This window comes from Pseudoalteromonas sp. SR44-5 (assembly GCF_014163675.1).
Lineage (GTDB): Bacteria > Pseudomonadota > Gammaproteobacteria > Enterobacterales > Alteromonadaceae > Pseudoalteromonas > Pseudoalteromonas rhizosphaerae.
On the sequence record NZ_JACJDT010000023.1, the window covers coordinates 14,479 to 35,428 of the forward strand.

Annotated in this window: 18 protein-coding genes; 4 read left to right on the forward strand and 14 right to left on the reverse strand. The window is 40.3% G+C overall.

Annotated elements, in window-relative coordinates:
• Nucleotides 1–20: 20 nt before the first annotated feature.
• The 11 genes from ttcA to ccoN all read right to left on the reverse strand — a co-directional run bounded on the left by ttcA (nucleotide 21) and on the right by ccoN (nucleotide 9,924).
• The gene (gene ttcA / locus H5154_RS13265) at nucleotides 21–926 is read right to left on the reverse strand and encodes a tRNA 2-thiocytidine(32) synthetase TtcA (RefSeq protein WP_182718570.1); all 906 of its coding nucleotides are present in this window, start codon (nucleotides 924–926) and stop codon (nucleotides 21–23) included.
• A gap of 74 nt (nucleotides 927–1,000) precedes the next feature.
• Nucleotides 1,001–1,927 (reverse strand): universal stress protein UspE, encoded by a 927-nt coding sequence (uspE, locus tag H5154_RS13270; RefSeq protein ID WP_182718571.1) that lies wholly within the window; start codon nucleotides 1,925–1,927, stop codon nucleotides 1,001–1,003.
• Between the two features lie 92 nt (nucleotides 1,928–2,019).
• Nucleotides 2,020–2,754, reverse strand: coding sequence for an FNR family transcription factor (locus H5154_RS13275; RefSeq protein WP_145233499.1), 735 nt, complete (start codon nucleotides 2,752–2,754; stop codon nucleotides 2,020–2,022).
• 41 nt (nucleotides 2,755–2,795) lie between these two features.
• Entirely contained in the window at nucleotides 2,796–3,467 is a 672-nt protein-coding gene (locus tag H5154_RS13280) for a sulfite exporter TauE/SafE family protein (RefSeq protein ID WP_182718572.1), read from the reverse strand.
• Nucleotides 3,460–3,627, reverse strand: a complete 168-nt coding sequence (ccoS, locus tag H5154_RS13285) for a cbb3-type cytochrome oxidase assembly protein CcoS (protein ID WP_145233504.1) — start codon at nucleotides 3,625–3,627, stop codon at nucleotides 3,460–3,462. Before ccoS ends, H5154_RS13280 begins: the two co-directional genes overlap by 8 nt.
• On the reverse strand, nucleotides 3,624–5,999 hold the full coding sequence (locus H5154_RS13290; protein WP_182718573.1) for a heavy metal translocating P-type ATPase: 2,376 nt from the start codon (nucleotides 5,997–5,999) through the stop codon (nucleotides 3,624–3,626). Before H5154_RS13290 ends, ccoS begins: the two co-directional genes overlap by 4 nt.
• Before the next feature lie 10 nt (nucleotides 6,000–6,009).
• On the reverse strand, nucleotides 6,010–6,501 hold the full coding sequence (locus H5154_RS13295) for a FixH family protein (RefSeq protein ID WP_182718574.1): 492 nt from the start codon (nucleotides 6,499–6,501) through the stop codon (nucleotides 6,010–6,012).
• Between the two features lie 148 nt (nucleotides 6,502–6,649).
• Complete coding sequence (gene ccoP / locus H5154_RS13300; RefSeq protein WP_182718575.1) at nucleotides 6,650–7,615, reverse strand: cytochrome-c oxidase, cbb3-type subunit III; 966 nt, start codon at nucleotides 7,613–7,615, stop codon at nucleotides 6,650–6,652.
• Nucleotides 7,612–7,797 carry a cbb3-type cytochrome c oxidase subunit 3 gene (locus H5154_RS13305; protein ID WP_064667100.1) on the reverse strand — a complete coding sequence of 62 codons (186 nt, stop codon included), beginning with the start codon at nucleotides 7,795–7,797 and terminating at the stop codon, nucleotides 7,612–7,614. Before H5154_RS13305 ends, ccoP begins: the two co-directional genes overlap by 4 nt.
• A 6-nt stretch (nucleotides 7,798–7,803) precedes the next feature.
• Nucleotides 7,804–8,478 (reverse strand): cytochrome-c oxidase, cbb3-type subunit II, encoded by a 675-nt coding sequence (gene ccoO, locus H5154_RS13310; RefSeq protein ID WP_149982438.1) that lies wholly within the window; start codon nucleotides 8,476–8,478, stop codon nucleotides 7,804–7,806.
• 12 nt (nucleotides 8,479–8,490) lie between these two features.
• The gene (ccoN, locus tag H5154_RS13315) at nucleotides 8,491–9,924 is read right to left on the reverse strand and encodes a cytochrome-c oxidase, cbb3-type subunit I (RefSeq protein WP_149982386.1); all 1,434 of its coding nucleotides are present in this window, start codon (nucleotides 9,922–9,924) and stop codon (nucleotides 8,491–8,493) included.
• Between the two features lie 339 nt (nucleotides 9,925–10,263).
• On the opposite strand from ccoN, the gene H5154_RS13320 reads away from it, so the two are divergent.
• From H5154_RS13320 to H5154_RS13335, 4 genes are all read left to right on the forward strand, one after another.
• Nucleotides 10,264–10,686 (forward strand): hypothetical protein, encoded by a 423-nt coding sequence (locus tag H5154_RS13320; protein WP_259398507.1) that lies wholly within the window; start codon nucleotides 10,264–10,266, stop codon nucleotides 10,684–10,686.
• Between the two features lie 822 nt (nucleotides 10,687–11,508).
• Nucleotides 11,509–14,199: a TonB-dependent receptor gene (locus tag H5154_RS13325; protein ID WP_182718576.1), complete on the forward strand. Its 2,691-nt coding sequence runs from the start codon at nucleotides 11,509–11,511 to the stop codon at nucleotides 14,197–14,199.
• Nucleotides 14,200–14,315: 116 nt separating this feature from the next.
• Nucleotides 14,316–15,671 carry a hypothetical protein gene (locus H5154_RS13330; RefSeq protein WP_182718577.1) on the forward strand — a complete coding sequence of 452 codons (1,356 nt, stop codon included), beginning with the start codon at nucleotides 14,316–14,318 and terminating at the stop codon, nucleotides 15,669–15,671.
• Nucleotides 15,672–15,741: 70 nt separating this feature from the next.
• On the forward strand, nucleotides 15,742–16,290 hold the full coding sequence (locus tag H5154_RS13335) for an HPP family protein (RefSeq protein ID WP_149982382.1): 549 nt from the start codon (nucleotides 15,742–15,744) through the stop codon (nucleotides 16,288–16,290).
• A 49-nt stretch (nucleotides 16,291–16,339) separates the two neighbouring features.
• Here the strand turns inward: H5154_RS13335 and H5154_RS13340 are convergent, their stop codons facing one another.
• The 3 genes from H5154_RS13340 to mfd are packed head-to-tail and all read right to left on the reverse strand — an operon-like array spanning nucleotide 16,340 to nucleotide 20,919.
• Nucleotides 16,340–16,591, reverse strand: a complete 252-nt coding sequence (locus tag H5154_RS13340; RefSeq protein ID WP_149982381.1) for a DUF3862 domain-containing protein — start codon at nucleotides 16,589–16,591, stop codon at nucleotides 16,340–16,342.
• 18 nt (nucleotides 16,592–16,609) lie between these two features.
• Nucleotides 16,610–17,446, reverse strand: coding sequence for a peptidoglycan binding protein CsiV (locus H5154_RS13345; protein ID WP_182718578.1), 837 nt, complete (start codon nucleotides 17,444–17,446; stop codon nucleotides 16,610–16,612).
• The gene (gene mfd, locus H5154_RS13350) at nucleotides 17,446–20,919 is read right to left on the reverse strand and encodes a transcription-repair coupling factor (RefSeq protein ID WP_182718579.1); all 3,474 of its coding nucleotides are present in this window, start codon (nucleotides 20,917–20,919) and stop codon (nucleotides 17,446–17,448) included. Before mfd ends, H5154_RS13345 begins: the two co-directional genes overlap by 1 nt.
• Nucleotides 20,920–20,950: the final 31 nt, after the last annotated feature.

Below are 20,950 nucleotides of genomic sequence, written 5' to 3' on the forward strand. Positions count from 1 at the left end.
TTATTCTTTAAGTTAATTTGTTAACTTAAATTAATTGTCACAACATCAGCTGTTTCATCATCGTTAAGTACAGATTGTTTTGGTATGTCTGGTTTATCAAGCGCTATATCGCCGCCATCAATTACTTCACCGGTTTTTAAGTTGGTGAAATCAAATAACTCATTATCTGCTAGATGCGAAGGCACAACATTTTGCATTGCAGTAAAAATACTCTCAATACGACCAGGGTGCTCAATATCCCACTGTGCAAGCATCGCTTTGGTATGTTTGCGTTGCAGATTTTCTTGTGAGCCACACAGATTACATGGAATGATAGGGTATGCTTGGCTGATAGCATATTGTTCAATATCTGTTTCTTTACAGTAGGCTAATGGACGAATTACCATGTGCTCGCCGTTATCGCTCATTAATTTAGCTGGCATGCTTTTCAGTTTGCCACCATAAAACATATTTAAGAATAGGGTTTCGATCATATCGTCGCGATGATGACCTAAGGCGATTTTAGTGGCCCCCATTTCATTTGCGGTACGATATAAAATGCCGCGACGTAAGCGTGAGCATAGCGAACAGGTTGTTTTACCTTCAGGAATAATATCAGTCACTATACTGTAGGTGTCTTCTTCAACAATTTTGTATTCAATATTCTGAGTGTCTAAATATGCTGGCAATACATGTTCAGGAAAGCCTGGTTGCTTTTGATCAAGGTTAACAACAAACAAATCAAATTTAATAGGTGCAACACGCTGTAAATGCTGCAGCATGTCAAGTAGAGTATAACTGTCTTTTCCACCAGAGAGGCACACCATGATACGGTCGCCTTCTTCAATCATATTGAAGTCCATCACCGCTTGACCGGTTTGACGACGTAAGCGTTTTTGTAACTTAGATAAGCTATGTTGAGCTTTGGCTTGAACAGAATGCGACATTACGCCCCCTTTAGAACTATGGGTAAAATAAAGGGGCGTATTATATGCCTAAAGTTTCAATCAACAAAATTTATTTAATCTTTTGCCAGCGGGCTCACATAGCCATCGGGTTTTAAGGCTAATACGTCACAATCAAGGCTGTCAATGACATGCTCTGCGGTGTTACCTACTAAGGCTGCACTTAATCCAGTGCGGCCAACCGTACCAATTACCACTAATTCACTATTAAGGCGCTTTGCTACATCCGGGATCACGTCCTCTGGTAAACCTTCTTCTATGACACAGTTTTGCTGGGCGATTTGATGACTAGCTGCTAACTCATGGGTTGATTCTATATGGTGTTTTTTAACCGACTCGTTATAAATACTGGGGTTAAACTCAGGGATTTCAATTGCAATGTTTACCGGTGTCGCAGGATAGGCGTTAACGATACTAAGGCTTGCGTTAGCCAGTTCACATAAAAACTGCGCATCTTGAATAATACGATGGTTTAAATCAAGGTGCTGTTGGTTTTCACTTACAGCGTTAACAGCAGCTAAAATATTACCCTGCGAAGGCCAAGCGTGCTCTTTTACCAATAATACCGGGGCTGGGCATTTACGAATTAAATGCCAATCGGTTGGAGTAAAAATTACTGACTTAAGTGTATCGTGCTCGTGAGTTCCTTTTACAACCAAATCAAACTGTTGGTCTATTACCGTATCGATGATCGCTTCATAAGTGCGATTATGCCAAACCACTTGGCTGTTAATATCGACGTCTGGGTAATGTTGCAAAATTTCATCCAGCCATAACTGACGGTCTTTAACGACGGCATTGCGCATTGCCTCGCGCTCATCGCCAGAGAGCATGGTCGTCATCTCATAGGAAAAATCATAAATGCTCATAAAAGCGGTGATACTGGCACCGGACTTTTTGGCTAATTCGATAGAGCGAGATAAACCATGCTGAGACTCAGCGGTTGGATCAATAATGGCGAGTATTTGTTTGATGGTGTTCATAAGCTGCTCCTTTAACTACTTTATAGCTAGAGTGTAACGTATAACGCGAGTAGTTAAAGTAACAGCTAACAACTTGTTGCGCTAGATCAAGTTTATTTTGGGTGAATTGCTGCAGCTGCGGATAACCCATCACTATCTAGAATAGTGATAAATTTACCTTCCACTTTTATTAAAGCAGCTTTTTGAAAACGACTCAGTAAACGACTAATCGTTTCAACGGTTAAACCAAGGTAATTACCAATTTCACCCCGGGTCATGGTAAAGCGAAACTCTTTACGAGAAAACCCGCGTTCGCCAAAGCGATTTGACAAGTTGTAGATAAAACTAGCTAAGCGCTCTTCGGCTGATTTTTTATTCAGTGACAAAAACATTTCTTGGTCGTAGTTAATTTCACTGCTCATCAGGCGCATAATCTGCTGGCGTAGTTTTGGTAATTTACCCGCTAGGTCATCGAGTGTTTCAAATGGAATTTCGCATACCATTGAGGTTTCGAGCGCTTGAGAAAAGCTTTGGTGTGCCATTTTATTTATTGCATCAAAGCCGATTAAATCTCCTGCGAGATGAAAGCCAGTAATTTGCTCGTCACCTTGCTCTGAAAGGGTGTAGGACTTAAATGAACCAGAGCGAACAGCAAAAATAGCGTTCAGTGGCGCTCCTGATTCAAAAAGAAAATCCCCTTTATGTAATGGTTTTTTACGCTCAATGATTTCATCAAGTTTATCCATTTCTTGCCCATTGAGGGTAAAAGGTAAGCACAGTTGACTAATACTGCAGTCATTGCAGCTGATTGTGCAATTATTTTTGGCTTTGTTTTGATATAAATCCATTAGTTCAGTCCATTAAATGTTGTCACATTAATTTGTTAAGGTTAATGCAGCAGCTTGTCAGTTGCAATGATAAGTAAATAAATCCCGTACCAAATAAGTACACTGCCCAGTGCTATTCGTGCCCATGGGTGATTTAATACTTTATGTAATACTTGTGCGCCCATGCCGATACTTAACATCGCGGGAAACGTACCAAGCGCGAAAAATAGCATGACTAGAGCGCCATCAAGGGCTGTGTTGCTGGTCATCGCCCAGGTTAGCGCTGAATAAACTAAACCACAGGGTAACCAACCCCATAATGCGCCATAAGCCATTGCTTTAGGTAATGAGTTGATTGGCATTATAAAACGATTTAGTTTTACCAAGTGCTGCCACACCAAGGTTTTCCCTAGCGATTCCAGCCATTGTAAGCTTGCGCCTAACCGCATGATATACAAGCCAACCAAAATCATAAACAGGCCACTTAAAAACGCTAAAATTAACGCGAACCAATGACTTTGGGTGGCAAAATGGCTGCTGATCCCAGCAACGAGCGCCCCTGCGAGCATATAACTGCCGGCACGACCGATGTTATACGCAATGGAGTACTGCAATGGCCGGGTTTTATCTGTGGCTAATTGTAAGGAGCTGGCAATACCACCACACATTGCGATGCAATGTCCGCTGCCAATAAGGCCCATGATAAAAGCGCTGAAAAATAAGGGGTCAATCATTACTTTTTTTGTGCTGCTCTTTATCATCTTCAAACAAAATGCTGTGACCTTGTTTGTTTAAATCTGAAAATTGTTCACCGCGAACGGCCCAAAAAAACACCCCAATCGCGATCAGTACAAATAAAATAGCAATTGGAACTAGAATATAAATTATACTCATAATTTTAATAACCTTAGTGAGTTACTGATCACTATGATGGAACTGGCAGACATCCCAATCACAGCCATCCAAGGTGCAACTAGGCCTAATGCCGCAAGCGGTAAGATTGAACCATTATAGAGCAATGAAAGCGCTAAATTTTGCTTTATTATTCGGCGTGTTTTTTTCGATACCGTCAATAAATGCTCTATAGCGGCTAAATCACTATTGAGTAATACCACATCAGCGGTGTTTTTGGAAATATCAGCGCCAGTTTCCATTGCGATAGATAAATGCGCGCTATTAAACACTGGACTGTCGTTGACACCATCTCCTACCATAGCAACAATTTCACCTTGGCTTGACCACAGCTTCACTTCGCTTTGTTTATCCTCTGGTAGACAGCCTACTTTAAAGCTATCAAGTTTGAGCTTCTTAGCAATTTGTTGCCCTGCATTTGAGGCGTCCCCAGTTAGCATGTGGCAGGTTAAGCCTTGCTGTTGTAAAGAGGTAATTAAGTTTGCAGCATTACTTTTTACTTCATCTACAAAGTAAAAATTAGCAACCGGTTGTTGATCAATGTAGAACGTTGCTTGAGCATTACTTTTTTTACTGTTGAACCAACCACTTTTACCAATTGCATAGTTATGATTGTCATCTTCACCGGTGATGCCACAGCCAGGATGAATTTTAATATTCGTTAAGTCGCGCTGTGTGGGTGTGAACTCATTAAATGCAGTCGCAATAGGGTGTTCGGAGTAACTTTCAAGTTGTGCTGCAAGAGCCAAAATCTGTTTTTTAGATAAAGAATTTGCTAATAAGTCCACAGCATCTAGGCTAAAACGCCCCTGTGTTAACGTGCCTGTTTTATCAAAAGCAACGCGCGTTAATTGTGGTAGTGTTTCTAGCACATGAGACTGCTTAATGAGTATTCCTTTGCGGGTTAAGGTAGCCACCGCGCAGGTTAAGGCGGTTGGAATTGCTAAACTTAGCGCACATGGGCAAGTTGCAACAAGGACCGCAATGGTGATCCAAAAGGCATGTTCAGGGTCAACTTGATACCAGCCGATGGCGGTAAGTGAGGCAAATACCAGCAAGCAGGCAACAAACCACTGTGCCACTTTGTCGGTGATTTCCACCAGTTTAGGACGGGTGGCAAGCGCACTGTGCTGCAATTTAATTATTTGGTTTAAAAGAGTATTTTGACCAATTTTATTGATAAGGATTTCAATTACACCATCATGATTCACGGTACCGGCAAAAACTTGATGATCAATGTACTTACTAACTGGTAAATGCTCACCTGTCATCATTGCTTCATCAACGGTGGTGCTGCCAGAGAAAATAACACCATCTGCAGGAATTGTTTCTCCGGCTTTAATTAAGACTCGGTCACCGAGTTTTAATTTTTTAGCTGCAATAATATGTTCGTGGCCGTTTTCATCCAAAGTACGGGCTGTAAGTGGTAATAACTTTTGTAAGTTAGCAGTAAACTCACTGGCTTTCAGTCGAGCCCTAAACTCTAAATATTTACCTAGCAATAATAAGAAGGTGAACATACAAATTGATTCAAAATACACTTCGCCCACGGCCATCACGGTGGCGTAACTACTTGCGCCATATGCGCCAAAAATAGCCAGGGATACAGGAAGATCCATGTTTAACTGCTTGGCTTTTAAGCCATTAATTGCATTAGTTAAAAAGGGCATAGCACTGTATAAAATAACCGGTGAAGCGAGTATTAAGCTGATCCATCGAAAATACTGTTCAAAGTTTTCTTCCATACCAGAAAACATGCCAAAGTACATGGCGAAAGCAAACATCATCACCTGCATGGTCATTAAGCCTGCTACGCCGAGCCTGCGTATATACGCTTTGGCAACTAGCTGCTTTTGACTTGCTTCAACATCGACTTGAAACGGGTAGGCCTTGTAGCCAATTTCTAATAACGATTTGATAATGTCGCTTAATGGTGTCTGATCTTTATGCCATTGGATCATCGCGCGGTTTGTTGATGTATTTACGTCAACGCGTTTGATTGCGGGTATGTTTAACAGTTGCCTTTCAATCAACCATGCACAGGCAGCGCAAGTGATCCCTTCAACGGTCAATAACACTTCACTGATATCGTTAGTTTGAGAAATAAACTCGTCTTGAATATCTGGGTTATCGTAACTACTAATAAATGCTAATTGCTCAGGAACTAGCTGTTCTACTTTACCAGCGCGCACGGTTCTGAATTTATAATAATCGGTCATGCCTTGAGCAACAATCGTCTCGGCAACGGTTTGACAGCCTATGCAACACATCGGTTGCGCGCTACCGTCTATAACAACAGTAGCGTTAAAACCCGATGGTACACTTTCAAGGCAATGAAAGCAGTTATTAGACATGATGGGGTGACTACTTATATTCAGGACTTATGGCAATACTTTGCTCACTTGGCAAAGTGATGTTTTCTTTTAATTTCCAGCTACCGTCTATCGGCTCAATAAATACAGTATAAGCACCATCAGTATATGGTTCGACAATTGCTGTAAATTCACCATTCGCATTTGGGGTTAAATGAGTACTAAAGTCATGAGCCTGAATCGTTCGGTGATAAAACGATAGTTTTAATGAGTGGATATTACTGGTGTCCCCCTTATTGAATTTAAAGCTGACTTTATCAGCTTCGATTAGCAAGTCACCATGTAAATATAACGCTTTAGCTTTCTCGAATTTGCTCAGTTCTAAGTTAATTGCTTTGCCTTTTTTATAGTAATCATCAACCACCATATCAGGACCATTGCCGATCGCAGTTATAAAAAGGGAAATACAACCAATGATGGCAACTAGCGGAAAAAAGATTAAGAACCACGGCCAGAAATTTTTATACCAAGGAGTAGGGGTCATAAATACACTTAATTAGTTTACGATAAGGGCATTTTATAGGATTTAAGTTGAAAAAACTAAAAAAAAGCCTCCAGATGGAGGCTTTTTTGATCTGAATTAATCTATTGAATTAAAACATTAAAATATAAACATTCTATTAACGTTTTAGTTATTTATCTTGCGATAAACTATAAACGTATGCAGTTAATAGATGAATTTTTTCTTCACCTAAAATGTCTTTCCAAGCTGGCATAACACCGGCACGACCGTTGTTAAGTGTTTCTTCAACAGCACGTTGAGAACCACCATATAGCCAGATGTTATCAGTTAAGTTAGGTGCACCAAACGGTAAATTATGTGCAACTGAACCTTTACCATCAGCACCATGACACGCGGCACACATTGCAAACTTAGCTGCACCTGCGGCTGCGTCTTTTTGGTTAACGGTACGACCTGATAAACTTAGTACATGAGCAGTCATTTCTTTAACGCCTTGCTCACCCAATGCAGCACCCCAAGGTGGCATTGCAGCAATACGACCATGTAACAGTGTTTCTTTGATTTTATCTGGCGTGCCACCGTACAACCAATCTTTATCAGTTAGGTTAGGGAAGCCTTGACCACCACGGGCATCAGAACCATGACACTGCGAACAGTTTTGTGCGAATAAACGCTGGCCAATTTCCAGTGCTTTTTCATCAGTAACAAGCGTTTCGATATCTTGCTGAGCATAAGCGGCAAAAATAGGACCAAAACGCTCATCTGCAGCTTCATATTCTTTATCAAGCTTTACAAATTCACCATTCGCTTTGGCTTCTTCAACTGCTTTTTTAGATTCAGCTAAAGAGGTAATACCTTGGTTAGAGCTACTCCATTTAGCAATACCTTCCCAATTACCTAAACCTGGGTATGCTGCTAAGTAGTAAACTGACCATACAAATGTTGCAAAGAACATGTAAGTCCACCACTTAGGTAGCGGATTATTTAGTTCTTCAATACCATCAAATTCGTGCCCGCAGCTTTCACCTTCTTTAACACCAGTGTAGTTTGTTAAATTCCACACTAGTAAGCCAAAAATGATAAATAAGCATGCAAGGGTTAATACAATAACCCATATACTCCAAAAGCTAGTCATTTCTCAGACCCCTTTTCCTCGTTAGAGATTGTATCGTTGTGTTTTTTCTCATCTTCAAAGATGACATTAGCGGCGTCTTTAAAACGAGTTTTACTACGCTTGCTATATGCCCACACAACAATGACAATAAATAGTACTAAAATTACCAGAGTTAAAATGCCTCTGTATGTTCCGTAATCCATAATTAATTACTTCAAGTGCGTGCCAAGTTGTTGCAAATAAGCGATAAGGGCTTGTATTTCTGTCGCACCTTTACCGTCATTCATTGCATCAACTTTAGCAACATCAGCGATTAGTTCTTCATCACTACCATATCCTAAACCAGGGTGAGCTGGGTTTTGTGGATTAATAGCAAATGTATCACGGAAAATTTTAAGCTTTTTCAGAGTAAGGCTAGTGTCAACACGATCCTCTGCTAACCAAGGGAAACCTGGCATGTTTGACTCAGGAACCACAGCACGTGGATTCACTAAGTGAGCATAATGCCAGTCATCCGAGTAACGTTTACCTACGCGTGCTAGGTCAGGACCAGTACGTTTAGAACCCCATTGAAATGGGTGATCCCATACTGATTCACCAGCAACAGAGTAGTGACCGTAACGTTCTACTTCATCACGGAAAGGGCGGATCATTTGTGAGTGACAGTTATAACAACCTTCACGTACATAGATATCGCGGCCTTCCATTTCCAGCGCGTTTAGTGGACGTAAACCATCCACTGGCTTTGTTGTATCGTCTTGGAACATCAGTGGAGTGATCTCTACTAATGCGCCGAAGCTGATAGCAAAAACAGTCAAGATAGCCATAAGGCCGATATTTTTTTCGACTATTTCATGTTTGTTTTGTGAATTTTTATTGCTCATCATCTCACTCCGTTATGCTAATTGTGCTTGCGCATCTAATTTCAACGAATCATTCTTCGCTGAAATTGTACGGTAAACGTTATAAGCCATAACCAGCATGCCTGTGACGATGAATACACCGCCTAAGAAGCGCATAACATAGAAAGGATGTGATGCTTGTAGCGACTGTACAAAGCTGTACATTAATGTACCGTCGGCATTTACTGCACGCCACATTAGACCTTGCATAACACCTGAGATCCACATTGCTACAATGTAAAGTACAACACCCACAGTGTGTAACCAGAAGTGTGTATTAACAAGTTTCACGCTATACATACGACCTTGTGAAAATAACGCAGGGATAAGGTGGTAAATAGCACCGATAGAAATCATTGCAACCCAACCAAGCGCACCAGAGTGAACGTGGCCAACAGTCCAATCAGTGTAATGAGAAAGAGCATTAACTGATTTAATTGCCATCATTGGGCCTTCGAAGGTCGACATACCATAGAAAGACAACGATACAACTAAGAAACGTAGTACTGGATCAGTACGTAGTTTATGCCATGCACCAGATAACGTCATGATACCGTTGATCATACCACCCCAAGATGGAACGAATAAGATGATTGACATCACCATACCTAAACTTTGTGTCCAATCAGGAAGTGCAGTGTAGTGTAAGTGGTGAGGACCAGCCCAGATATACAGTGATATCAATGCCCAAAAGTGAACAACTGATAAACGGTATGAATAAACTGGACGACCAGCTTGTTTAGGCACGAAATAATACATCATACCCAAGAAACCAGCTGTTAATAGGAAACCTACAGCGTTATGACCGTACCACCACTGAACCATAGCATCTACTGCACCGGCGTAGATTGAGTATGACTTAGTCAGTGATACTGGTACTGCCATGCTGTTAACAATATGAAGTACTGCAACAGTAATGATAAAGCCAGCATAGAACCAGTTAGCAACATAGATATGAGACACTTTACGTTTAGCAATGGTGCCCATAAATACAACTGCATAGGTAACCCAGACAATAGCGATTAGAATATCGATTGGCCACTCAAGCTCAGCATATTCTTTTGAACTTGTTATACCTAGAGGTAGAGTGATAACCGCAAGTACGATAACTAACTGCCAGCCCCAAAATGTAAAGGCGGCTAATTTGTCGGAAAGAAGGCGCGTTTGACAAGTACGTTGAACAACATAATAAGATGTTGCAAAAAGTGCACTGGTACCAAATGCGAAAATAACTGCGTTCGTGTGTAACGGACGTAGTCGAGAGTATGTTAACCATGGTGTATCAAAGTTAAGTGCTGGCCAAGCTAATTGGGCAGCAATCAGAACCCCAATACTCATGCCAACGATGCCCCAAATCACTGTCATAATAGCGAATTGGCGTACAACCTTATAGTTGTACTCAGTTTGTGATGCTACTGTTTGGCTCATTTTCTGGCTTCCGCTGCAATAAATGCGTTTAGAAATGAATTACCCACTTTATAAAGTGGGGCCTACTATTATTCTCAAGTATGTTATCAAAAAACCCTCAATGCCTTGACTGCTTCAGAAAACAAACTCGAGAAACCCTTATTTTTGCGGGGAAATGATAAAATTTTTGGCCTAAAAAAGATAGGTCAATTGCATAAAATTATGACATCAATCAATTTTTCACATGCAGTTGGCTATTTTTTGACACACTTTTGTACATTTGTGTAAGAATTTTGTTCAGTGGTTGTATTTTAACAGTACGCTGATTAGTATCGGCCTTTAATTTATCTAAGGAATACTATGCCAATTAAGCTTTTAGTTGTGTTTTTAAGCGCATTGCATATGTTAATGGCGTGTGGCCCACAACCGCTAAGTATAGAAGCGCAAACCCAAGATGCAAGTTGTCGGCCAAATCAGTTATGCGAGTATGATAATCAGGTGAAAATTTGGTTGAGTGAGCAACAAATAACACCAGAGACGCCTTTTGAAATACATTTATCGTTACCAAGCACATTGTTAGTTCACAGTGCTAAGCTTGAAGGTATCACTATGTATATGGGATATATTCCAGTGTTGTTTGAGCCGCGTAATGATATTTTAGTCGCGCAAGGTATGGTTGGCATTTGTTCCGAGCGTAATATGACCTGGAAGTTGACACTCGAAGTTAAAAATCCACAGGGCCAATTTAAGCAGATATTTTATTACTTTGATGCGATTTATTGATATCAGTTTAATTCATATTAAATCGGATTGTTGGTTAAGAAGTTTGCTACCCGAAGCTTAGAGTATAGAGTTACGAACGTTCGTTATCAATTATTCTACCCATCCATACACGCAATTTTTGGTACCTTCATTAGCTAAGTATTAGCTGACTTCATGCATTAATAATGCATTGGACCCATTTTTTTAATTGAACCTTTAACCCATCAAAACACTTCAAAGCAATATTTACTGAAATAAGACGCTAAATATTAAGTTGAGTATCTATTTGTAAATCAGAGTTTTCAGTTTAAGTCTCGCCTCGTTTTTATATTTTCAGTTAAATTTATAGAGTGCGCATAAAACCACCTTATTTTGACATTAAGCTGCAATGAACAAAGCTAAAAACCACTACATTGCTATCAAAAAAGTTGCATAGAGCTTAAATACGCAAAATTATTGCATAACTATGGTTAGCAGTTGTTGGTCAGTTTTGCAGTTTTAATAAAATGATGTGATTAACTTGTGAAATTTTCTGATTTAGGTATTTTTTATACGTTAATTACATATAATTACAAAATCCATTAGTTTGATTTCATACATGTTTAAAATGTTTTTGTTTGTCCTTAAGTTTATGAACTTAAAGTGTATTAACTAGTTAACAATGAAACATTCATTAACTAACGTACCTGTTGCAGGTTTATCAATAATCGCAAAGATAATTATTGACCACTCATTCAGATTTCATTCAGTTAAATCCGCCTAAGTTGCCATCGCTGACTCGATATTCTCAAATAAAACGAGCGCTACCTGAGCAAGGTATTTCTCCAACAAGTAGGGTTTCACATGAAAAAATCTATGATTGGCTTAGCTGTTGTCACAGCTATTCCTATGTTTTCAACAATGCAAGTAGCAGCAGCTGAAAATGCGGCGCAAACTATCGAAAAAATTCAAGTAACGGGTTCTCGCATTAAGCGTTCAGATATGGAAACCGCTAGCCCAGTTACATTAATTGGCGCCGATGATATTAAAGCAATGGGTGCAACAAGCATCGATAGCGTATTACAAAAGATGACCGCTACAGGCGGCGCAATGACAAACCCTGGTGTTAATAATGGATCTGGCGGTAACGCATCGATTAACCTTCGCGGTTTAGGTTCTCAACGTACTTTAGTGCTTGTTAACGGTCGTCGTATGATCAACTCAGGGACTGGTGCAGCGTCTACCGTTGATTTAAACACTATTCCAGTATCAATGATCAAGCAAATTGAAGTACTTAAAGATGGTGCTTCTGCTGTTTATGGTACTGATGCTGTGGCAGGTGTTGTAAACATCATCCTTAAAAATGACTTTGAAGGTTTAGATTTAAATGTAAACACTGCAATGACTTCAAAGCATGATGCAACTGAAAATTCAATTGATTTTACAGTTGGTACTTCTTTTGATAAAGGTAACATTGTTTTTGGTGCTCAGTACACTAATCGTGGCCAAGCAAGCCAAAGTGATCGTGACTTCTCAAGCTGCCCACTACTAGAAGGCGCAAATGGCCTATATTGTGGTGGTTCTTCATTCAGCGAAGGTGGACACATTCAAAGTAATGTGACGGCTGATATCTTAAATAAAGATGGTGAATTAGAGAAGACGGGTGTTGCTGACGACAGTGGTTTAAGTGGACTAGGCGGTACTTTACATCGCTACACAACAGCAGCTGATGCATACAACTACTCAAAAAGTAGCTATTTATATACACCAATGAATCGTTTAAATATTACGGGTCTTGGTACATATGAACTTACCGACGATACAAATTTCTTCAGTGAATTCACTTATACTAAACGTTGGTCAGAGCAGCAGTTAGCTCCACAACCAATTAACTTTGCATTTAACTACGATCCAAGCACTATGGGCAATAGCTTATTAGGCCAAACGTATGATAAACGTCAAGTTGTTAATAATGCGTTTGTAGAAGATGCAAATGGTGATTATGTTACAACGCCAACCAACTACGCTGCAGGTGACCCAATTAGCTACCGTCGTCGTATGAGCGAAAGTGGTACTCGTAACTACACCCAAACTGTAGATACTGTGCGCATAGTTGTTGGTGCTGAAGGTGTAATTAATGATTACTCTTGGGATCTTTCTGCAAATTTTGGTCGTAACGATTCAGTAAGTAAAACCAGCAATCTTCACAATGTTTCGGCGTTAAAAGCGGCCGTAGATGCTGGCACATTTAATCCTTTAAATGAAGCTGATTGGGCTCAAGCAAATGTAAATCCTTATATTTACAAAGAACAAGAATCAGGTGGCAGCCAGTTATTTATCGTTGCTGGTTCACTGTCTGGTGAGATGTTTGAACTACCTGCAGGTTATGCTGCATTTGCTGCTGGCGTAGAGCATCGTCAAGAAAAAGCATGGCAAGATCCTGACTCAATTGCTGCACAAGGTCTAGGTAATGATCCTCGTATCGATCCAACAAGTGGCGGCTTTGATGTTGATGAAGCTTATGTCGAATTTGCAATTCCATTATTAGCAGATGCACCTTTAGCGCAAAGTGTTGAATTAAGTGCGGCAATTCGTGCTTTTGATTACAGCACCTTTGGTTCAGATAATACTTGGAAGTTAGGTTTAACTTGGAGAGCAACAGACGAGCTAATGATGCGTGCTGTGCGTTCAACAGCTTTCCGTGCACCTACTGTTGATGAATTGTATTCTGGTAAAGCAATATCTTATGATGGTGTAACTTACCCTGGCGCAGACGATCAAGCTGAAGTTACTGTTGGTGGTAATACAGCTTTAACTCCAGAAGAAGCTGATACATTAACATTCGGTATTGTGTATGAGCCTGAGTGGATTAGCGGCTTTTCAATGACAGTAGATTACTACGATATTGAAATTGAAAATGCGATCAGTACTTACACTAGTCAATTCGTTGTTGATCAATGTATTAATCCTAGCGGCACAGGTACTACACTGTGTGAAAATACCGGTGCATTTATACGTCCAGATGGTCGTATAGTATTTAATAACCAGTTACGTAATATCGGTTCTGAAAAAACATCAGGTATTGATTTAAACTTAGCGTATTCATTTGATGCATTAGGTGTAGCTTGGAAAGCAGGCTTAGATACAACATATTTAGACGAGTATGTAGTAGACACTGGTGCTGTGATTGATTACCAAGGCTACGTTACAAATGGTAGCGGTGGTTTTGCAGATCTTAAGTCAAACTTCCACCTTACAGCAAGCAGTGATAGCTGGGATGCAACGTATGAAGCCCGTTATATTGCCGGAATGGATAGCTTTACATGTCGTAATGAACCGGGTAAATGTATTGCACCAACGACTCCATCTATTGTATACCACGATATAAGTGGCTCATATATGATAAATGATATCGTGAGTGTTTCAGCTGGTGTAAATAACTTATTTGATAAACAACCACCTTATTACTCAGGTAACTACGATTCAAATACTGATCCGTTCACATATGATGTATTAGGTCGTCGTTTCTTTGCTGGTGTGAATGTTAAACTTTAATCAGTAAGTAACTTTGATTTTATCTAAGGCCTAGTTTTTACTAGGCCTTTTTTTATTGAACAAATGAAAGTGTGGCAGTAAACTAGAGGCATCTTTTTACTTATTAGGAGAGCTGATTGCTAAAACAGGATGAAAACTTATCCTTTATAATTGAACCTGAATTGAGCCCGCGCTCTGAACAGCGCATTGATATGTATTTTTCTATTCCGAATGAAATGGGCATCAATCCGCAAACGTTAACAGAAGAATCGTATTTTAATAACCACTTCAAATCGTATTTAGCGTATAACGCCAATAATATCCATTTACCTTTAGTGCGCAGCCGCTTTGTTAGTAAAAATAAAGGTGAACAACAAGACTATCGGCAAAACCTCAATTTGTATTGTTATCAAGTCCGCCTAGCGATTGATACCGATATCAAAGATACATTGAAGATTGAAGAAGTTGATGAGTTTTATCAGCGCGCTATTGAATTATGTGAACAAAGTCAAAGCTTACTTAAAAAACTAAGGCGTTACACACCAGATGATGAAAAACTGATCTCGTTTTATACCAATGCAGATAACTATCTGAGTTGGCATATTGAGCAGTCGTTTTTAAAATTACTTGACGAAGGGCCTCGTAGCAGTGATTACGCGAAAGAGCGTAATGATCTGATGAATTTTTGTAAAGCCGAGCAAGATTATCGACATGAGCTGCAATATAACTCGGAATCAACCCTTCAGGATGCAAACCGGATCACCAATAAGATGCGTCTTTTACAGCGTTTGATTGAGCATGGTGTGGTGTTAAATCGTAATACTCGTTACCTTAATAGTTATTTAAAACGATTGGTTAAAGGAACCGTTACAGCGATTATAATGGCGCTTGTTATGGTTGTGGTTCTGAATGCGCGGATCTCATTTACCGAAGTGACTGCAACATTAGTGATCATTTTGGGCGCTATTTACGGGATGCGAGAAATTTTTAAAGAAGATATAACACGAGTTATTTGGCGCGCGATTGTGAAAGGGCGGCCAAAATGGCGGTTTCAATTTCGAAATAGTGTAACCAAAGATAAAATAGCTACACAATACATCTGGCTTGAATATACACGCTTTAAACATATTCCAGAGGATGTACGAAAAATATTTTCAAAACGACGTCAACAAAATAAACAAGCAGCGCAATGGCTGCACTTTGCCAGTGAAATTCGGGTTAATGCAAAAGAGTTTTTACCTGGTTATGATAGCTTGCAACAGACCTTACAATTTAGTTTAGCGGCGTTTGCGCGGAACTTAAAAAAAGGTGAAGGTAAACTGTATCATATTGATAATAATAAAATATCTAAACAGAGTGTGGAGCGGCGCTATCAACTAAATGTAGTGCTTTCATATCAAAATGACGAAGAGATAAAGTATCAGCGTTATAAAATCACTTTAAATAGAAGTAAAATTGTTAGTATTGAGCTTATTTATAGCGAAATGGAATAAAAGTTGTCGTCGATTTTCTTATCTATCAGGTATTATCTCCCTCATTTTACACAGCTTGAGGGGAAGTGATATGCGCTTTCTGATTTCCAGGATGGCCGCAACCAGTCAATGTCCACCACGTAAACCAATGAGTAAAATTATGTGGTCTTTACTTGGGTCATTTTTGGGCATTTATTTGGTTGCTATAATTGGTAAAAGTTTACAGTTTGATCCGTTAACTAATTTATTTTTAATTGGTTCTTTAGGTGCAACTGCAGTGCTTGTTTACGGTGCGCCATTAGCGGAGTTTTCTCAGCCGCGCAATCTTATTGGCGGTCATGCTCTCAGCGCGTTGGTAGGTGTGACTGTGGCAAAACTGCTAACTGCTGATTTAATGTTGGCAAGTGCTTTGGCTGTATCATTATCAGTTGCAGTTATGCACTTAACACGTACTTTGCATCCTCCCGGTGGCGCTACTGCATTGATTGCGGTTATTGGTGGTAATGGTATACAACAGCTTGGTTATTACTATGTGCTTAGCCCTGTGTTGTTTGGTACGACAATTATGCTGTTAGTTGGGTTGCTAGTTAATAATTTATCACGCAATCCTAAACGTCATTATCCTGTTTATTGGTGGTAATAACATTAAGTCAGTAGGTAGTAAGTTTGTTACTACCTACTGCAATGGTTTATTTTTCTAAACCAGTTTTACTGTACAAAGATACTTTGTTTGACACTAAGGTTATTTCAATGTTTTTACTGTCATCGCCCCATGTACAATTTGTGTGTAGGGTTTTTTCAACACAATTATCAGCACTGCCTAAAATAGCTTCTACTGCAGTTTTATCCATGCCAATTTCGATTTTTTCGTAGTTCTCTAAGCTTACTTTTGAGCAAGCTGCTAGGCTTAATGCTGCAGCAATAATTAAAAGCTTTTTCATTCGGTCATCTTCCTTTATTTAGTGTTTGAATTTTCTAATTTGTACAATCATGCCCATTTTAGGATGGTCAAAATAATGAATGTCGCCACTTATAACACGTTTGAATTGTGCGAACCGAGCGTGTTGGATTTCACCGTTGGCTTGTCTTTCATTCACATCAAAACTGGCGTTTATAAATAAATAATGGCGCAAGTAAATATTAAAGCTACCGTCTAGCTCCCATTGATCCGCAGCTTGTTCAACTACTGGGGCTATGCTCTGATTGGTGTTGACTAAACTAATAAAGTCATTATTTGTATACTGTGGCGTTTGTGTAATCACAGGTGCGCGTAATAATTTACCGCCAAACAGTTTAATGCTTTCAGAGCGAGATTGGCTCGCACCTTCAAAACGCCATCCTGTATGAAGTATAGGCTTGAGTCCTTTTCGCGCCAGCTCTTGCTGTTGTGATATAAATTGTAGCTGTTCGGGAGCAAGTAAGTAGGTTTGCTCCATATCGTCTTTAACAGGCGCTATTGGGCTAAGTGGCAGTGCTGAGTAACTGTGTAGGAAGTCAATACTGCCATCACATAAATTAGAGCGATTGGCACCAATCACAGAATCGGTTAATGACTGTGAATTAAAGCGAGTGTCGCCGTTGATACACTCCTGTTTAGCTTGCGCAGTATAAAGTGGTGTCAGTAAATCAACGCTACGCTTGGCCTTAATTTGCTCTTTGTCTAAGCTAAAATCCTCTTGCAAATAAGGGGCAGGGCGCTGTTTGAATATCAGTACTTCTACTTCAAACCAACGTTCTGCAAATGCTGTGCTACTAAATACACAACACAATAGGATAAGAGATTTTTTAAGCAACATTAATGGCTAACCTTTTTTTCGAAATCTGCAATCATTGCAGTGACCATTTTTAAGCGTTCGCGGGCATTCGCCTCATCGATCGCAAAGCGCAACTTATTTGCACCATCCATTTTATACACCTTAGGTGCACTTTGTATCAAACCTATAATGAAGCTAGGGTTAACCTTAGTATGTTGACTAAACTCAAAATAGCCACCTTTTGGATTTGCTTCAATTTTTTTAATGCCTAATTCGCTGGCTTTGAGTTTCAGTTGTTGCAAACTAAATAGGTTTTTAGTTGCATCAGGCAGCAGGCCGAAGCGATCAATCAGCTCAACTTGTAATTCGTCCATATCATCTAGGTTAGCGCAGCTGGCAACCCGTTTGTAAATACCTAGTCGCGCATTTACATCGTGAATATAATCTTCAGGCAGTAAAGCGGCTAATTTTAAGTCCACTTCACTTTGTTGTTGTAGCAAGTTATCAAGGGTAGGCTCTTTGCCTTCACGAAGAGATTTCACAGCTTGCTCAAGCATTTCCATATATAAGCTAAAGCCGATGGTCTGCATTTGTCCTGATTGATCATCACCAAGCAACTCACCAGCACCACGGATCTCTAAATCGTGGGTTGCGAGTGCAAAACCGGCACCTAAATCTTCCAGTGACTCGATGGCTTCAAGGCGTTTTACAGCATCTTTCGACAGCCCTTTAGGATTACCCGTTAATAAGTAAGCATAAGCTTGATGATGGCTGCGACCAACTCGACCCCGTAACTGATGTAACTGCGCCAAGCCTAGTTTATCGGCTCTATCCATAATAATTGTGTTGGCTGTGGGGATATCAATTCCCGTTTCAATGATGGTAGTACATACGAGTACGTTGTATTTCTGGTGGTAAAATTCGCTCATCAGTTGTTCTAAATCACGTTCGCGCATTTGGCCATGGGCAGAAGCGACGCTTGCTTCAGGTACCCATTCACTAATTTCTTCTGCCACGCGGTCAATAGTTTCAACGTTATTATGTAAAAAGTATACTTGGCCACCACGCTTTATTTCCCGCAATACCGCCTCTCTGATCAAATCTGCATCGCGTTGACGAACAAATGTTTTAACCGCTAAGCGTTTTGCAGGAGGGGTAGCGATGATTGAAAGATCACGCATACCACTCATGGCCATATTTAATGTACGTGGGATAGGTGTTGCAGTGAGTGTTAAAATGTCAACATCGGCACGCAGTGATTTTATCTTCTCTTTTTGACGTACCCCAAACCGGTGTTCTTCATCGACAATGAGCAAGCCAAGATCTTTAAATATAATATCGGCTTGGATCAATTTGTGAGTACCAATGACGATGTCCAAGGTACCTTTAGCCATTTTTTCTAGGGTGTCTTTTTGTTCTTTAGGTGAATTAAAGCGAGACAGCACACCGACTTCAATGGGTAAGTCGGCAAATCGATCTTTAAAGTTTTCAAAGTGTTGTTGTGCAAGCAAGGTAGTTGGTACTAAAACGGCTACTTGTTTATTGTCGTTTACAGCAACAAAGGCGGCGCGCATCGCAACTTCAGTTTTGCCAAAACCTACATCACCACAGACTAACCTATCCATTGCTTGTTTACTTTGCATATCACCTAGCACAGCTTCGATAGCGTTACGCTGATCGTCAGTTTCCTCAAATGGAAACCCATCGCTAAAGACGCGATAAGCAGCACCATCAAGTTTAAAGGCATTCCCCGGTTTTGCTTGGCGCTGGGCGTAAATATCGAGTAATTCAGCGGCCACATCACGTACCTTTTCCGCCGCGCGTTTTTTCGCTTTTTCCCAAGCATCAGATCCCAGTTTATGCAGCGGTGCACTGGCTTCTTCGCCACCAGAATAACGACTGAGCATATGCAGGGCTGACACTGGCACATACAACTTTGCTTCATTGGCATAGGTAATGGTTACAAACTCAGTGATCAGTCCCGCCGCATCAATCGTTTGCAGACCTTGGTAGCGGCCTACACCATGATCCAAGTGTACAATCGGTTGGCCAACTTTAAGTTCAGCTAAGTTACGGATGAGCGCATCTTGGCTAGCTTCGTATTTATGTTTACGACGGCGACGCTGCGATACTTTAATGCCAAGTAATTCTTGTTCAGTAACAATGGATAATGCGGGCTTTGTACCAAGTACCACACTTTGTTCTAGTGGGCTGACAATTAAGCCAACATCGCTACTACTATTTACAAATTCATCGAATGATGAAAACTCTTTAAACTTTAAGCCACTGGGTTTAAGTATAGCGAGCAGAGATTCACGGCGACCATCGGATTCTACTGACAGTAAGATACGGCCTTTTTGTTTCTTTTGCGCTGCTACATAATTTATAAATGCTTGATAGGGTTCATGTAGTTTATGATCAATGCGTATTGCGGGTAACTCGCTGGTGACTAGATTTTTATTGCCTGCTTTTGTCGCGAGTTTTGCTTGCGATAACCGAATGCGAGCAAAGTTGCCTAAATTTTCAAACAGTTCATTAATGGGTTGATAAAGTGCAACTGGCTCAAGTAACGGGCGCAGTGGATCGACTCGACGGTTTTCATAACGCACATTAATATCATGCCAAAAATGCTCCGCAGCATCTTCTAAATCTCCCAGTTGCATCACTGTTGCAGTATCTGGCAGGTAATCAAAGATAGTGGCTAATTGCTCAAAAAACAGCGGCATATAATATTCGATACCAGCAGGCCAATTGCCTTTGGTCACTTGCATATACACGGAATCTTGCGATGAGCTGGCACCAAATTTTTCACGGTAGTTTATTCTAAATCGTTCAACATCGGCTTCGTTGGTAGGGAACTCATGAGCAGGTAGTAATTCAATTTTATCGACTTTTTCATCCGAGCGTTGGCTTTCAACATCAAATAAACGAATGGTATCAAGTTCGTCATCAAGAAAATCGAGTCTAAATGGATGCGGACTGCCCATTGGGTATAAATCAACAATCGAGCCACGAATGGCGTATTCACCATGCTCCATGACTTGTTGCACATGTAAATAGCCTGCTTGCTCTAAGTTACTGCGAAGTTTGTGGGTATCGAGAATATCACCGACTTTAAAATTAATGGTTGAACCATAAATAAACGAAGCAGGGGCGGTACGTAGCATCAAGGTAGACACAGGCACAATTAATACACTTTGTTGTTCTTTTTTTAAAGTATTTAAGGTGGCTAAGCGCGATGAAATTATATCTTGATGGGGTGAGAAATGATCGTAAGGCAACGTTTCCCAATCAGGGAATATCATTACTGGATGCTCGGGGAGCAAGCACTCCAACTCTGTTTCAAGGCGCAATGCACTGGGTGTATCAGGGGTAACAATAAGCACTAAGCCAGCTTGTTGTTTAACTCCTTGTGCAATGGCAATACTTAAACCACTGCCAGTGAGTTGCCCCCATTGAATTTTATCTTTTTGAGATTTTACCCAAGGCAAGGCTGCCCATTGCGCAAACGCCATTTACTACTCCTTTAATGCGCCTCAACTGAGG